The following is a 15,077-nucleotide window of genomic DNA, read 5'->3' as shown; positions in this document are numbered from 1 at the left end:
TTGCAGCCCCATAGCCGTAGCTATGGGGCAAAAAACCGCTGCCGCAGGGCGCCTCAGGGCCATTTTGCAGCCCGCGATCCTCAAGTCCGACAGACTCCTAAACTTGGGCCTGTCAAGGAACCTCCCGCAACATGGCCCACACATGAAACCTGAGACCTTGCTGTTCAAGACCGAGCTCGGACAGCGTGAAATGGCCCGTCAATCGGTGCTGAAGTCCCGCCCTCTGCGCAATGTGCTGTTGCTGGTGGACGGCAAGCGCGATGTGCAAAGCCTGCAGGCGATGATGCGGGCGATCTCGGCACCTGACGATGCGCTGGAGCAACTGCTAGCGCTCGGCCTGATCGCCGCCCCGGAAGAACCCGAGGTGGCCGTCCCCACCACCGCGCCGACTTCCGAAGCCCCCGAGACACCGCCGGACGCCTCGGGCTTCCTGCATGACGACGACGAGCTGCCGTCGGAGCTGCATCTCGATACCCGCAGCGCCCTCGAGCACGAAGCCGATGCGCAGGCCTTTTCCGTTCTTTATCAACGCATCAACGCCCTGGTCAGCGACCAGCTGGGCATGATCAAGGCTTACGGCATGCAGCTCAAGATCGAGCAATGCCAGAACGCCGAGCAGTTGCTCGCCCTGCTGCCCGTGATCAAGGCCGCGCTGGCGGCCAGGCATGGCGAGAAACGGGCCGTTGAGCTGTTGCGCGAGCTTGGGCAATAGGCCAAATTCAATGCGGCGCGAAAAACCACGCGCACACCGCGATCGAGGCGATCACCCCTGCCAGATCGGCCGCCAGCGCGCAGCCCACGGAGTGGCGCACCCGGCGTATGCCCACCGCGCCGAAGTACACCGCGACGACGTAGAACGTGGTCTCGGTGCTGCCCTGCATGGTCGCGGCGAGCAGCGCGGGATAGCTGTCCACGCCGTAGTGCTGCATGGTTTCGATCAGCATGGCGCGCGCGGCGCTGCCCGAGAAGGGTTTGACCAGGGCCGTGGGCAGTGCGGCGACGAAGTCGGTGTTCAGCCCCAGCCCCTGCACTACCCAACGTATGCCTTCGAGCGCATAGCCCAGCGCGCCCGAAGCGCGCAGCACACCCACTGCGCACAGCATCGCCACGAGGTAAGGCAGCAGGTCGCGGGCCACGCCGAAACCGTCCTTCGCGCCCTCGATGAAGGCCTCGTAGACCGGCACTTTCCTGATCGCCCCGGCAAGCAGGAAGGCCAGGATGACGCCGAACAAGACCAGATTGCCCACCAGCGCCGACACGCTGGCCAGAGCCGCCGTGCTCAGCGTGGCCAAGCCCGCGAGCAGGACGCCCAGAAGCAGCGCGCCGCCGCCCAGATAGGCCAGCGCCACCGGATCCCACAGCTTGAGGCGCTGCATCCAGGCCACGCTGAGCAGGCCCACGAGGGTGGACGCACTGGTGGCGATGAGGATGGGCAGGAAGACCAGCGTCGGGTCGGGCGCGCCTTGCTGCGCGCGGTACATGAAAATGCTCACCGGCAGCAGCGTGAGCGACGAGGCGTTGAGCACCAGGAACAGGATCTGCGCGTTGCTGGCCGTGTCCGTGCTGGGGTTGAGCGTCTGCAGTTCGCGCATGGCGCGCAGGCCGATGGGCGTGGCGGCGTTGTCCAGGCCCAGCACATTCGCGGCGAAATTCAGCGTGATGAGTCCGATGGCCGGATGGCCCTGCGGCACTTCAGGCATCAGCCGCCGGAACAAGGGCCCCAGCGCACGCGCCAGCAGTTCGACCAAGCCCGCGCGCTCAGCGATGCGAAGCAGGCCCAGCCACAGCGTGAGCGTGCCGAACAGCAGCACCATGACCTCGACCGACAGCTTGGCCATGGCGAACAGGCTGTCGGTGACCGCGGCGAACACCGCGCCATCGCCGCCCAGCCACCGCGCCACCGCGGCGGCCGCGGCCACCAGAAAGAAGCCGAGCCAGAGCCGGTTCAGCATCGCCTGAAGAGGTTTCTCGACTGGGCCTTCAGGGCTTGCGCTTGAACGACTTGCCGCCCGCGGGCATCGGCGCGGCGCGGCGGCGTGGTGCCTGCGGCGCATCGCCGGCGTCGAAGCGTCTGGAAGCGCCACGCGCGGCCGGGCGATCGCGCGCCGTGTCGCGCACCGGCTCGGCCTTGCTCAGTTGCAGTTGCCGCCCGCTCACCCAGGTTTTCTGCAGGGTGCGAAACACGTCCTTGGGCATGCCTTCGGGCAGTTCGACGAAGCTGTGGTCGCCGCGAATGGCGATATTGCCGATGTGCTTGTTCTCCAGTCCGGCCTCGTTGGCGATGGCGCCTACCAGATTGCGCACCTCCACGCCATGATCGCGGCCGACTTCCACCCGATAGGTCTCGAAGCGCAGGCCTTCGGCCTCGTGCCCGGAGCGCGGCTGGCGTTCGGCACGCGGCGGGCGTGACTCGTGCTCGTCGCGCGCGTGGGCGTGGCGCTGCGGCACGCCGGATTCCTCACGCACCTGCATCAAGGTCTGCGTGAACGCCTCCAGATCGCGCGGCTTGGCGCGCTCACGGGGGGCGCGTTCCGGCGTCTTCTCGCCGTGCGGCGCGCGCTCGGCCCGCGGGGAACGGCTTTCGCGGGGCTCGCGTTCGCGGCGCGGCGTTTGAGCCTCTGCACTGAAGGCCAGATCACTCCCCGGGCGCATCAGCAGCGGCTTGTTGCCCTGCACCATGCGAGCGAGCGCGGCGGCGATCTCGATGGCCGGAATGTCGAACTCCTGCTCGTAGCGCTCGACCAGCCGCTGATAGTCCTCCAGCCCTTCCTGCTCGCGCGCTTCGGTGATGCGCTGCATGAAGCGGTTGATGCGGCTGTCGTTGACCGCTTCGGTGCTGGGCAGTTGCATCTGCGTGATAGGTTGGCGCGTGGCGCGCTCGATGGCGCGCAGCAGGTGCCGCTCGCGCGGGGTGACGAACAGAATGGCATCGCCACTGCGCCCGGCACGACCGGTGCGGCCAATGCGGTGCACATAGCTCTCGGTGTCGGTGGGAATGTCGTAGTTCACCACATGGCTGATGCGCTCCACATCCAGCCCGCGCGCCGCCACGTCGGTGGCTACGAGGATGTCGAGCTGGCCGTCCTTGAGCCGCTGCACCATGCGCTCGCGCAGCGCCTGCGGCACGTCGCCATTGAGCGCCGCCGCGGTGAAACCGCGCGCGGCGAGCTTCTCGGCCAATTCCTCGGTCGCCTGCTTGGTACGGGCGAAAATGATCATGCCGTCGAACGGCTCGACTTCGAGGATGCGGGTGAGCGCGTCGAGCTTGTGAAAGCCGCTGACCATCCAGTAGCGCTGCCGGATGTGCGTGGCGGTGGTCGTGGCCGCCTTGATGGTGATCTCCGCCGGATCGCGCAGGTAGGTCTGGGCAATCCGGCGTATGGCCGAAGGCATGGTGGCAGAGAACAGCGCCACCTGCCGCTCGGGGGGCGTCTTCTGCAGGATGGACTCGACATCGTCGATGAAGCCCATGCGCAACATCTCATCGGCTTCGTCGAGCACCATGTGCGAGAGCTGGTCGAGCTTGAGCGTGCCGCGCTCCAGATGGTCGATCACCCGCCCGGGCGTGCCCACCACCACATGCGCGCCGCGCTTGAGCGAGGCAAGCTGCGGAATGTAGCTTTGCCCGCCATAGATCGGCAGCACGTTGAAGCCCGGCAGATGGGTGGCATAGCGCGCAAACGCCTCGGCCACCTGGATGGCCAGCTCGCGCGTCGGCGCCAGCACCAGCGCCTGGGTATGCCGGGCGTTGCAATCGATTTTCGCCAGGATGGGCAGCGCAAACGCTGCCGTCTTGCCGGTGCCGGTCTGCGCCTGCCCCAGCACGTCGCGTCCGACCAGCAGCGGCGGAATGGTGGCCGCCTGAATGGGCGACGGGGTTTCATAACCCACATCGCGCAGGGCTTGCAGCAGCGGTTCGGGCAAGCCGAGTTCGGCAAAGGGAGAAAGTTCTTGGGAAGTCATGATGTTGGCCTACGGCTAAACCTCCATTGTGCGCGTAGTGCATGCTGCCCACCCGCCGCGATGGACTCTTGCGCCGCTGCACAGACCGTTTCGCAATCACTCATGTGACAAATTGCCGTAGATCAACACAAATTCACGGCTCCTGCCGCGCCGAAGGAATGGAGTGTCACCTGGGCTCTGTAAGACTGGCGTAACTGACCGCATAGTTGTCGGTGAGTCGATTTTCATACCGAACATAAAACTTGGAGCACCACATGAAACTTTTCCGTATCAAGCAATCCGTCGCCATCGCCGCAGTCTTGGCACTATCGGCCTGTTCCAGCATGGACATGGGCTCCACCGCGGCCAAGACCGAGGCCACCGGCTCTGCGGGGGGCGCCAACAGCCAGAATGCCAACGACAAACTGGCACGCTGCAACGCACCGCTGGGCACCATCGCCGTCGAAGAAGACACCAACGCCCCTTGGTACGGCATTCTCACCAGCCAATATCAACTCGGCCCGACCACGCCCGTGCTCAAGCTGATGATCCAGCAGTCGAACTGCTTCGTGGTCGTGGACCGTGGCCGCGCCATGAACAACATGATGCAGGAGCGGGCGCTGGCACAGAGTGGTGAACTGCGCCAGAACTCCAACTTCGGCAAGGGACAGATGGTTTCGGCCGACTACACGATAACGCCCACCATCACCTTCTCCAACAACAATGCCGGGGGCATGGGCGGCCTCGTCGGCGGGCTTCTCGGCCCCGTGGGCGCGATTGTCGGTGGCAGCCTGAGTGCCAAGGAAGCCAGCACCCTGCTGACCCTCGTGGACAACCGCTCGGGCGTACAACTCGCCGCGGCTGAGGGCAGCGCCAAGAATTGGGATTTCGGCGCCATCGGCGGTCTTTTTGGCGGCGCGGCCGGCGGCATCGGCGGCGGCTATGCCAACACGGCGCAGGGCAAAGTGATCGTGGCCGCTTTCATGGACTCTTACAACGGTATCGTCAAAGCGGTGCAGAACTACACGGCGCAGGAGGTCAAGGGTGGCCTGGGCACCGGCGGTCAGCTCGGCGTGCAGGGCGGCTCCACGCCGGCTGCGCAGCCCGTCGCAGCCACTCAGGCCGCCCCGGTGACCATGACGCTGAAACAGGCGCAGGAAAGGCTCAACACCCTGGGCTTTCCGGTGGGCACCCCCGACGGTCTCATGGGCCCCAAGACGCGCAGCGAACTGGTTCGCTTCCAGAAGTCGCGTGGCCTGCCTGCAACCGGGGCGCTCGATCCGGCCACGATGAACGCGCTCAGCCAGTAAAGATCGTTGCAGGTCGAAGGTTGACGGAAAGCTGATCGCCACCCTTCGACCCCGCAAGATGGGCCGACGCCGTGTCGGCCCTTTCTTTTTTCAGGCGCCCAGCCGAGGCAACCGCCTTCCCGCATCAAGGTTCGCGCAAGATAAGAGTTCATTGGGCGACGGCGCGTCTCTGCTGCTTTCTTTCTCGGTAAGACCGACTCGTCATCGTGGCGGCAACCTCCACTCGCATGCGTGGCTTGTCGATGTTCAGCGCCACCAAGCCTCGCACGCAGAATTCTCCCAATGTTGCAAGCCTGACAAACCCGCCCATCAAAGTTGCATTTTTTCACGATATAGTGTTTTTATCGCGGCGGCGTCTTGTGGGCGCCCCCGTGTACGTGTTAAGGCCAAACAACAACCACTTGGAGAAAGCATGTCCGCATCCATCACCGCATCCCCGCCCCGCCCGGGTCTTCTCGATCGCGAGCGCACGGTGGCCGGTCCGCGTTTCAACCGCTGGCTGGTTCCCACCGCGGCGCTGGCCATTCATCTTTGTATTGGCATGGCGTATGGCTTTTCCGTGTTCTGGCTGCCCATGAGCAAGCTGCTTGGAGGCACCGATCCGGCCGTCTGTGGCTCGATGGGCTTCTGGGCGCAGCTCACCACGACGAGCTGCAACTGGAGCGTTCCTGCGGTGACGCACATCTTCGAGGTATTCATCGCCTTTCTCGGCATTTCAGCCGCGATCTGGGGGGCCTGGCTGGAACATGCGGGCCCGCGCAAGGCTGGGTTCATTGCGGCGCTGTGCTGGGGCGGCGGACTGGTTCTGGGTGGCATCGGCGTGTCCATTCACCAGCTCTGGCTGGTGATTCTGGGCGCCGGGGTGCTGGGCGGCATCGGCCTGGGCTTGGGCTACATCACGCCGGTGTCCACGCTGATCAAGTGGTTCCCCGACCGTCGCGGCCTGGCCACGGGCTTTGCCATCATGGGCTTTGGCGGCGGCGCGATGATCGGCGCCCCGCTGGCCGTGGCGCTGATGAAGTATTTCAGTGCCTCCAGCCCGCAGGGCGTGGCACCGACCCTGATCGTCATGGGTGTGATCTATCTGGTGGTGATGAGCATCGGGGCCTTCGGCTTTCGCGTGCCACCGAGCGGCTGGAAGCCTCTGGGCTGGACCCCCAAGGCCAAAGGCAGCAATGCGATGATCACCGATCATGAAGTGCACTTGAACAAGGCCATGAAAACGCCGCAGTTCTGGCTGGTATGGTGGATTCTGTGCCTCAACGTCACCGCGGGCATCGGGGTCATCGCCATGGCCAGCCCCATGCTGCAGGACGTGTTCGGCGGCCGTCTCATCGGCCTGGACGCTGGCGTCACCCTCGACGCCACGCAGAAGGCCGCGCTGGTGGCCGCTGCCGGTGGCCTGGTCGGCCTGATCAGCCTGTTCAACAGCGGAGGCCGCCTGTTCTGGGCCGCACTGTCCGACTACATCGGCCGCAAGGCGACCTATGCGCTGTTCTTCGCGCTCGGCGTGGCGCTCTATGCCAGCCTGCCGACGCTGGGACACAGTGGCGCTGCGGGTCTGTTCATCCTGGCGGTCTGCGTCATCATGACCATGTACGGCGGCGGCTTCGCCACGGTGCCCGCCTATCTGGCCGATTTGTTCGGTACGCAGATGGTCGGTGCCATTCACGGCCGCCTGCTCACGGCGTGGTCGGTCGCCGGCGTCGCCGGGCCCTTCCTCATCGCCGCCATCCGGCAGACCCAGCTCGACGCCGGCGTGGCGAAGAACCTGGTCTATGACCGCACGCTCTACATCCTGGCAGGCCTGCTGCTGGTGGGCTTCATCCTGAATCTGCTGGTTCGCCCGGTGGCGGCCAAGTACCGCATGACCCCGGAAGAACTCGCCCGCGAACGCGCGCTGAAACACGAAGACCGCATTCCGGGCGATGCCGAACATGCGGCGCGCGGCAGCTTCGGCCTCGGCGGCATCCTGGCCTGGGCAGCCGTGGGCATTCCGTTCTTCATTGGCGTTTACATCGCCTTGCAGAAGGCGGCCGTGCTGCTCTGACGGCTTCAGGGCGGGGAACCCACCCTGCCCTGAGAACATGGGCTGGGCGCGCGGGAACGAGTCTCCGCGGCGCTGTGCCCCGGCTTGGCTGACGCCCTACAAGCCGTTGCACAACTGAAGAAGCTCCGTCCGCTGCCAGAACTTCCAGCCATGCGGGCGGCGAATTTGCAGGGTGCGCCAGCGGTGTTCGCCAGCGAGCGTCAGACGCGCGCCTGCATCTCGCTCAAGCTCTTGCTGCAGGGCCGCTGCGAGTTGAGCATCGAGCTGGCGCAGGCCCGCAACGGGATCGCCGCTCAGGATGTCTTGGGCGTCTAGGAAGTGCAGACGGCTTAGGGCACCCGCTCCCGGCCTAAGGGCCAGGCCGCGCAGCGCCGCCTCCAGCGCCGGATCGCTCAAGTGTTGATCGGGTTCGGCAAGACGCATGGGACTGCACCAGTCGGGCGGCAAAGGCCCACAGCCGTGCAGCCAAAGCGTGTTGACGTCTGGCAGGCCGCGCTGCTCGCGCGCTTCGTTGACGGGGTGGTGTTGCCAGGTCATCTGCACTTCGGTGAGCAGTTGCCGCCAGGGCCGGGCGGCCGGGCCGCCGGGCATCCATGCGGCCACGTTTCGCCCCTGCGCCCGCGCCGCCCCCGCGGTGACGACCTCGCGCAGACTGGGGTGCGCGGCATACCAGCGCAACGGCGTGACCCAGCGCAGCCGCCACCCCGCGCCGTCGAACAAGGGCTCGATCGCGGCGAACAGTTGCTGGGCCTCATCCACCGTGAGGTCGAGCGCGTTGGGATCGGTGAGCGAGAGACTGTCGCGCCCCAGCCGCAGATGCGCCGGGGTGAGCAGACCGAGCGGCTGGTCCTCGGGGAAGACCTCCGACACGCCGTCGGCCAGCGCAGCCAGGCGGGCCCAAGGCGCCTGCTCGGCCTCGTCGCCGGGCAGACGCAGGGCGTGCAGCAACCAGCGCTCGGCAGGCGTCAACCAGGCCGCCTGGGCGTCGTCGCGTGGCGCTTCCTGCTCCAGCACCACGGCCTGCCGGCACAGCGCGGCGGTGGCGGGCAGGCCCGGCTCTGTCAGCAGCCGGGCGAAAGCCGGGGCGGACAAGGGCAGATCGGCCAGCAACAGGTGGAGCATCGGTTCAATTCCTTGCACACCCTTCATTCGTAGCGCAATGCCTGCGCCGGCTGCACCCGTGAAGCGCTCCAGCTCGGGTAAAGCGTGGCCAGCAGAGACAGCACCAGCGAGGCCACGGTGATGGTGGCGATGTCGGAAAAGCGCGGATCGCTGGGCATGGTGTGGATCAGGTACACGCTGCGCGGCAGAAACTGGGTGTGCAGCAGGGCTTCGAGAAACGACACGATGGGGTCGAGGTTGAACGCGATCAGACAGCCCAGCGCCACCCCGGCGAAGGTGCCGAGAAAGCCGGTGACGGCGCCTTGCAGCAAGAAGATGGTCATGATCGAGCCCGGACTGGCGCCTTGCGTGCGCAGAATGGCGATGTCGGCGAGCTTGTCGGTGACGGTCATCACCAAGGTGGACACCAGATTGAACGCCGCCACCGCGACGATCATGGTGAGGATGATGAACATCATGCGCTTCTCGATCACCACGGCCTCGAACCAGGTGCGGTTCTGCTCGGTCCAGGGCTGCGCCACCAGTTCGGGCGGCAGCACGCGCTGCAGTTCCTGCGCAATCTGCGGGGCGTCGTTCATATTGCGCGTCTGCACCCGCAGTCCCGTGGGGCCGCCGGTGCGGAACAGCGCGCTGGCGTCCTGCAGATTCACCAGGGCCAGGGTGCTGTCGTACTCGTAATGGCCCACATTGAAAATGCCGACCACGCGCAGGGTGCGAAGGCGCGGAATCATCCCCGCCGGGGTGATGGAGCCGCTGGGCACGACCATGGTGATCTGGTCGCCCAGGGTCACGCCCAGCGCGTTGGCCAATTCGTTGCCCAGCACCACGCCAAAGTCACCGGGCTTGAGCGCGGCCAGACTGCCCGCCACCATGTGTTCGGGAATTTGCGACACGCGGGTCTCCTCGCCCGGTTCCACCCCCCACACCAGCACACCCTGAAGCTGACTGCCCTGCGCCACCAGCGCCTGACCCTGCACGAAGGGCGCCACCCCGGTGACCGCCGGGTTGCGCTGCACCTGCTGCGCCACGCCGCGCCAGTCGGGCAGCGCCTGACCGTTGACGTTGAAAATCTGAATGTGCGGAATGACATTGAGCATGCGGTCGCGCACCTCTTTCTGAAAGCCGTTCATCACCGAGATGACCACGATCAGCGCAGCCACGCCCAGGGCAATGCCGCCGACCGAAACCGCCGAGATGAAAGAGATGAAACCGTTGCGCCGACTGCGCCGCCCGCTGCGGGTATAGCGCCAGCCGATGAGCAGCTCGTAGGGCCATGAGAAGGATGCAGACATGGAAGCGCAGTGTAGGCGACTGCGGACGTCGCCAAGGTCTCAGGGCCATGCGAAGTCCCTCTGTGCGGCAAGGCACAATGTCGCTTTCACACCCTTGTCATTGCCGCATGCTCCACGCCACCGCTCTGTCCGCCCTGCTCTGCTGGCTGGGCTGCGCCGTGCTGATCGTGTTGGGCCGCCGCAGGCACTTCGGCATGGACGAGACCCATGGCGTGCAAAAGTGGCACAAACACCCCACGCCACGCACCGGCGGCTTCGCCATGACCTTGGGCATCGCCGTGGCCATGCTGTGGCTGCTGCACCTCACCTACCTGACGCAGCAGACCACGGCCTTCACGGCGATCGCCGTCGCCCCGGTTCTGCTGGCCGGAATGATCGAGGACCTGCGCCGTCATGTGGCGCCGATCTGGCGGGCGCTGGCCACGGTGCTGGCTGCGGCGCTGGCGGTTTGGCTGCTGGGCGCCAGCGTTCATCGCCTGGGGCTTTGGCCGCTCGACCTCTGGCTGCAGGCCTGGCCCGTGCTCGGCTGGATCATCGCCCTAGTGGCCATTGGCGCCCTGCCTCATGCGGTGAACATGATCGACGGCTACAACGGCCTGGCCGGCATGGTGAGTTTCATGATCTTCGGTGCCATCGGCTATGTGGCTTTCAAAGTCAGCGACGTGCAGATCATGGCGCTGAGTCTGGCCGCCATCGGCGCGCTGCTGGGCTTTCTGTTCTGGAACTGGCCGCGCGGTCAGATCTTTCTAGGCGATACCGGCGCCTATCTGCTGGGCTTCTGGATGGCCTTACTCAGCGTGCTGCTGGTAGCGCACAACCCGATCGTCTCGCCCTGGTTCGCGCTCATGGTGTTGGCCTATCCGGTGCTGGAACTGTTGTACTCGCTGTGGCGACGCAAGCTCCGCCAGCGCGCGGGCACCGCGCCCGACACCCTGCATCTGCACCATCTGGTGTACTGGCGCCTTACCCGCCTGCTCGATCACGACGACCACCCCGACCCGAAACTGCGCCGCAATGCCGCGACCTCGCCCTACCTCTGGGCCGTTGCGGCCTTCAGCGTGGGCCCGGCCATGCTGTGGTGGGGCAATACCCCCATGTTGATGCTGTGCTGCGTGGGCTTCGTCACGCTGTATCTGCTGGCATATCGACTGCTGGTGCAGCGGCGGATCTGAACCGCGCTGCAGGGATGGAGAACGTTCAGCCCACATCCTTCCAATCGACGTTCCAAGTGTTTTGCAGCAGCTTTTCCAGCCAGAAGGCACCGATCACCGTCTTGACGTCGGTGATAAAGCCTTGCCGCACCCACTCCAGTACGTCCTGCGGGCTGGCCTCGAACACGTCGAGAACTTCGTTGTCATCGAGCGCCTGTTCTCCGGCGACCAGGCCCCGCGCCACCGCGAGATGGATGATCTCGTCGGAATAGGAAATCGCGTTGTTGATCGGCCCGATATACGCCCACTGCCGCGCGCTGTAGCCGGTTTCTTCGCGCAGCTCACGCTGGGCGCAGGCCAGCCAGCTCTCTCCCGCATCGAGCTTGCCCGCGGGAAATTCGACCATGACGCGTTGCATCGGCGTGCGGAACTGGCGCTCCATCAGCACATTGCCGTTGTCCAGCAGCGGGATCACCATGACCGCACCGGAATGGCGGATGTACTCGCGCGTGGCCTGCACGCCGTTGGGCAGTCGCACCAGATCACGCGCGACGTTCAGAAAATTGCCGCGAAACACCATCTCGCTGTCGAGGGTGTGTTCGCGCAGGGCAGCAGCCTGCGGCGCGCGTGCCGGGTCAACGACGCTGCTCTCAAGAAACTCGCCGGGCCGCCCCGAGAGTTTCTTGCCCCCTGAGGGGAGAACCGAGCGAAGCGAAGGCTTTTGGGGTGGGCTCATGTCCGATTCGGAGCCGGATGCCGCTTGACCATGTAGCGCAGCACATAGCCGGGAAACGCCAGCACCAGGAACATCGACACCGACACCGCGTAAAACTCCCAGTGCTGGGGATAGTTCTGGCCGATGCGCGCTTCGAGCGCCATGCCGATGAAGCCGACGACGAAAAACAGGATCAGCAGTTCAAGCAGCCGCAACCAGATCGATTTGGGCGTCTTCTTCAGCGGCATGACCAGAAAGAAGCGATTGGAGACGAAAGGCAGGTTGGCGGCAACGAAGGCCAGCACGATGACCAGCCAGATGGCGGAGTTTTGCATGAGACGATTCTTTCAACCCAGATTGTTCATTAGAGCATGGGATGATGGCGAGGCGCTTTGGGGATGGATTTGGCCCCGGGCGACAAGCCCATAGGCCGAGCTATGGGCGCGAAGCACGGGGGCAAAGACGCCCCAAATCGACCGCCAGCACCCATGCAGGCGCGAAGCGCCGTCTAATGGACGATCTGGGTTCAATGCAGGGTGTTGGCGATGGCCTGATAGCACAAGGTCATCAGACCGCCGGGCATGAGGCCGAGAAACAGCACCGCCAGACCGTTGAGCGAGAGCAGAGCGCGGGCACCACCAGCTCCCCGGGCCCGCGTGGCCGAAAGCGTGGTAGGCGAGTCGAAATACATGACCTTGACCATGCGGATGTAGTAGTAGGCGCCGATGACCGACAGGATCACCGCATACACCACCAGCCAGACGCGTCCGGTGTTGAACAGAATGGTGAGCACTTCGAGCTTGGCATAAAACCCGGCGAAGGGTGGAATACCAGCAAGTGAGAATAAAAGAAAGGTCATGACACCTGCCATCCAGGGGTCTGTCTTGGCCAAACCCGCGAAGTCGCGGATGTCTTCGGCCTCGAAGCCCTCACGGGCCAGCAGCAGAATGACGCCGAAGGTGCCCAGGGTGGTCAGCACGTAGATCACCATGTAGAACATCGCGCCGCTGTAGGCGGTGGAAGCCGAGAGGCCGTTGCCGTTGAGCATGCCCGACAACAGCGCCAGCAGCACGAAGCCGATCTGCGCGATGGTGGAATAGGCCAGCATGCGCTTGAAATTGGTCTGCGCAATCGCCGCAAGGTTGCCCAGGCCGATGGAAAGCACCGCCAACACCACCAGCATGCCCTGCCAGTCCATCGCCAGCGGGAACATGCCTTCGACCAGCAGGCGGATGGCCATGGCGAAAGCCGCCAGCTTGGGCGCCGCCCCCACCATGAGCACCACAGCGGTCGGTGCGCCCTGATACACGTCGGGAATCCACATGTGGAACGGCACGGCGCCGAGCTTGAACGCCAGCCCGGCGACGATGAACACCACGCCCAACACCAGCACGGCGCGATTGATCGGCTCGACCGCGATCATGCGGAAGATGGTGACGAGGTCGAGTGTGCCGGTGGCGCCGTACAGCATGGACATGCCGTAGAGCAGGAAGCCCGACGCCAGCGCGCCGAGCACGAAATACTTCATCGCCGCCTCGGTGGACTGCGTGTGGTCGCGGCGAAGCGCAACCAGCGCATAAAGCGCCAAGGAGAGCAACTCCAGCCCCAGATAGATGGTGAGGAGGTTGTTGCCCGAGATCATGATGAACTGCCCGAGCAGCGACAGCAGCACCAGGCTGAACAGCTCACCGCCCCACATGCCGCGATCCTGGGCGTAACGCCGTGAATACACCAGAGTCACAGCAGTGGCGATGACGGTGAACAGCTTGAGCAGCATGGCCATCGGATCGACGATGAGCGCACGCGCCATGGCGAACTGCTGCATGCCCGAGGCGTAGTAAAGCCCGCAGAGCACGCCAAGGCCGACCAAGCCCAGCAGGGTCAGCCAGTAGCTCACGCGGTGCTGCGCGTCCTTCACGAAAAGGTCGACGAGCATGACCACGCAGGCCAGCACGAGGAGAAGAATTTCCGGATAAATGGCGATCCAGTTCATGGCTGTCGTAGTCACTGCAATTTGGAAGACGCCGCAAACTGCAGCAGATGTTGCACCGAGGCCTGCATCGGGTCGGTGAAGAATTTGGGATACACGCCCATCCAGAGCACGGCGCCGACCAGTACGGCCAGCATGAAGAACTCACGCGCACTGATGTCTTTCAGCGCGGCCACATGCTCATTGGCAACGGGGCCGAAAAACACCCGCTTGACCATCCACAGCGTGTAGCTCGCAGCGAGGATGAGTGTGGTCGCGGCCAGCAGGCCGATCCAGAAGTTGAACTTCACCGCGGCCAGGATGACCATCCATTCGCCGACGAAGCCGCTGGTACCCGGCAGGCCCGCATTGGCCATGCCGAACAGCACGGCCAGGGCGGCGAATTTGGGCATGGTGTTGGTCACACCGCCGTAATCGGCAATCTGCCGGGTATGCATGCGGTCATACAGCACGCCGATGGTCAGGAACATGGCGCCGGAGATGAAGCCGTGCGAGATCATCTGCACCAGCCCCCCCTGCACGCCGAGGTCGGAGAACAGAAAGAAGCCCAGGGTCACGAAGCCCATGTGCGCGATGGAGGAATAGGCCACCAGCTTTTTCATGTCGGCCTGTACCAGGGCAACGAAGCCGATGTAGATCACCGCGATCAGCGACAGTGTGATCATGACCGGTGCGAGGGCATGGCTCGCGTCGGGCAGCATGGGCAGAGAAAAGCGGATGAAACCGTACGCGCCCAGCTTGAGCATGATGGCGGCCAGGATCACCGAGCCTCCGGTGGGCGCCTCGACGTGGGCGTCCGGCAGCCAGGTGTGCACCGGCCACATCGGGATCTTCACGGCGAAGGCGAAGAAGAAGGCGATGAAAATGAAAATCTGCGCCGTCATCGACAGCGGGACGTGGTACCAGTTGGCGATGTCGAAGCTCCCGCCCGACTGCAGGTACAGATAGATCAGCGCCACCAGCATGAGCAGCGAGCCGAGCAGGGTGTAGAGGAAGAACTTGAACGCGGCGTAAACGCGCCGCGGCCCGCCCCAGATACCGATGATCAGATACATCGGAATCAGCGTGGCCTCGAAAAACACGTAGAACAACAGCGCATCGGTGGCTGCGAACACCCCGATCATCAGACCCGACAGAATGAGGAATGCGCCGAGGTAGAGGCTGACCCGATCCTGAATGACTTCCCAGGCGCTGATCACCACGATCACCGTCATCAGCGCAGTCAGGGGCACGAACCACAGCGACACACCGTCGATGCCCAGCGCATAGTTGATGTTGAACGGCCGAATCCAGGGCACCGACTCGACGAACTGCATGCCGACCTGGGCATTGTCGAAGCCGGAGATCAGCGGCAGGGTAACGACAAAGGCGATCAGCGAACCGATCAGCGCCAGCCAGCGCGCGGCAGCCGCACGCTGCTCGCCCTGGACGAACAGCAGGATCACCCCGAAGACGATGGGAACCCAGATGGACAGACTGAGCAGAGGAAGAGATTGCATGCTTGT

At 64.7% G+C, this 15,077-nt stretch carries 12 protein-coding genes; 4 read left to right on the top strand and 8 right to left on the bottom strand.

Annotation, left to right across the window (positions count from 1 at the left end):
* Positions 1–142 precede the first annotated feature (142 nt).
* Entirely contained in the window at positions 143–712 is a 570-nt protein-coding gene (locus tag ASC45_RS09845) for a hypothetical protein (protein ID WP_055450856.1), read from the top strand.
* A 7-nt stretch (positions 713–719) separates the two neighbouring features.
* Here ASC45_RS09845 and ASC45_RS09840 read toward each other — a convergent pair whose 3' ends face one another.
* Together ASC45_RS09840 and ASC45_RS09835 are read right to left on the bottom strand one after the other, a co-directional pair.
* Positions 720–1,952 carry a nucleoside recognition domain-containing protein gene (locus ASC45_RS09840; RefSeq protein ID WP_055450855.1) on the bottom strand — a complete coding sequence of 411 codons (1,233 nt, stop codon included), beginning with the start codon at positions 1,950–1,952 and terminating at the stop codon, positions 720–722.
* Between the two features lie 28 nt (positions 1,953–1,980).
* A complete protein-coding gene (locus ASC45_RS09835) occupies positions 1,981–3,963 on the bottom strand; it encodes a DEAD/DEAH box helicase (protein WP_055450854.1) in 1,983 nt (660 codons plus the stop codon).
* 254 nt (positions 3,964–4,217) lie between these two features.
* On the opposite strand from ASC45_RS09835, the gene ASC45_RS09830 reads away from it, so the two are divergent.
* Together ASC45_RS09830 and ASC45_RS09825 are read left to right on the top strand one after the other, a co-directional pair.
* The gene (locus tag ASC45_RS09830; RefSeq protein ID WP_055450853.1) at positions 4,218–5,252 is read left to right on the top strand and encodes a peptidoglycan-binding protein; all 1,035 of its coding nucleotides are present in this window, start codon (positions 4,218–4,220) and stop codon (positions 5,250–5,252) included.
* Between the two features lie 412 nt (positions 5,253–5,664).
* Positions 5,665–7,302, top strand: coding sequence for an OFA family MFS transporter (locus tag ASC45_RS09825; RefSeq protein WP_055450852.1), 1,638 nt, complete (start codon positions 5,665–5,667; stop codon positions 7,300–7,302).
* A 96-nt stretch (positions 7,303–7,398) separates the two neighbouring features.
* On the opposite strand, the gene ASC45_RS09820 is transcribed toward ASC45_RS09825, so the two are convergent.
* Together ASC45_RS09820 and ASC45_RS09815 are read right to left on the bottom strand one after the other, a co-directional pair.
* Entirely contained in the window at positions 7,399–8,424 is a 1,026-nt protein-coding gene (locus ASC45_RS09820; protein WP_055450917.1) for a hypothetical protein, read from the bottom strand.
* A 23-nt stretch (positions 8,425–8,447) separates the two neighbouring features.
* On the bottom strand, positions 8,448–9,716 hold the full coding sequence (locus tag ASC45_RS09815; RefSeq protein WP_055450851.1) for a lipoprotein-releasing ABC transporter permease subunit: 1,269 nt from the start codon (positions 9,714–9,716) through the stop codon (positions 8,448–8,450).
* 107 nt (positions 9,717–9,823) lie between these two features.
* On the opposite strand from ASC45_RS09815, the gene ASC45_RS09810 reads away from it, so the two are divergent.
* On the top strand, positions 9,824–10,888 hold the full coding sequence (locus ASC45_RS09810) for an MraY family glycosyltransferase (RefSeq protein WP_055450850.1): 1,065 nt from the start codon (positions 9,824–9,826) through the stop codon (positions 10,886–10,888).
* Between the two features lie 25 nt (positions 10,889–10,913).
* Here ASC45_RS09810 and ASC45_RS09805 read toward each other — a convergent pair whose 3' ends face one another.
* From ASC45_RS09805 to ASC45_RS09790, 4 genes are all read right to left on the bottom strand, one after another.
* Positions 10,914–11,447 carry an NUDIX domain-containing protein gene (locus tag ASC45_RS09805; protein ID WP_211263359.1) on the bottom strand — a complete coding sequence of 178 codons (534 nt, stop codon included), beginning with the start codon at positions 11,445–11,447 and terminating at the stop codon, positions 10,914–10,916.
* Positions 11,448–11,599: 152 nt separating this feature from the next.
* Complete coding sequence (locus tag ASC45_RS09800) at positions 11,600–11,917, bottom strand: DUF2818 family protein (RefSeq protein ID WP_055450849.1); 318 nt, start codon at positions 11,915–11,917, stop codon at positions 11,600–11,602.
* Positions 11,918–12,108: 191 nt separating this feature from the next.
* Positions 12,109–13,575 (bottom strand): NADH-quinone oxidoreductase subunit NuoN, encoded by a 1,467-nt coding sequence (gene nuoN, locus ASC45_RS09795; RefSeq protein WP_055450848.1) that lies wholly within the window; start codon positions 13,573–13,575, stop codon positions 12,109–12,111.
* 11 nt (positions 13,576–13,586) lie between these two features.
* The gene (locus ASC45_RS09790; protein WP_055450847.1) at positions 13,587–15,071 is read right to left on the bottom strand and encodes an NADH-quinone oxidoreductase subunit M; all 1,485 of its coding nucleotides are present in this window, start codon (positions 15,069–15,071) and stop codon (positions 13,587–13,589) included.
* Between the last annotated feature and the right edge of the window lie 6 nt (positions 15,072–15,077).

It is taken from the genome of Thiomonas bhubaneswarensis, from assembly GCF_001418255.1.
GTDB classification, from domain to species: Bacteria; Pseudomonadota; Gammaproteobacteria; order Burkholderiales; family Burkholderiaceae_C; genus Thiomonas; species Thiomonas bhubaneswarensis.
Note: the sequence above shows the minus strand (reverse complement) of the source record. Positions and strands in the feature narration are given on the sequence as shown.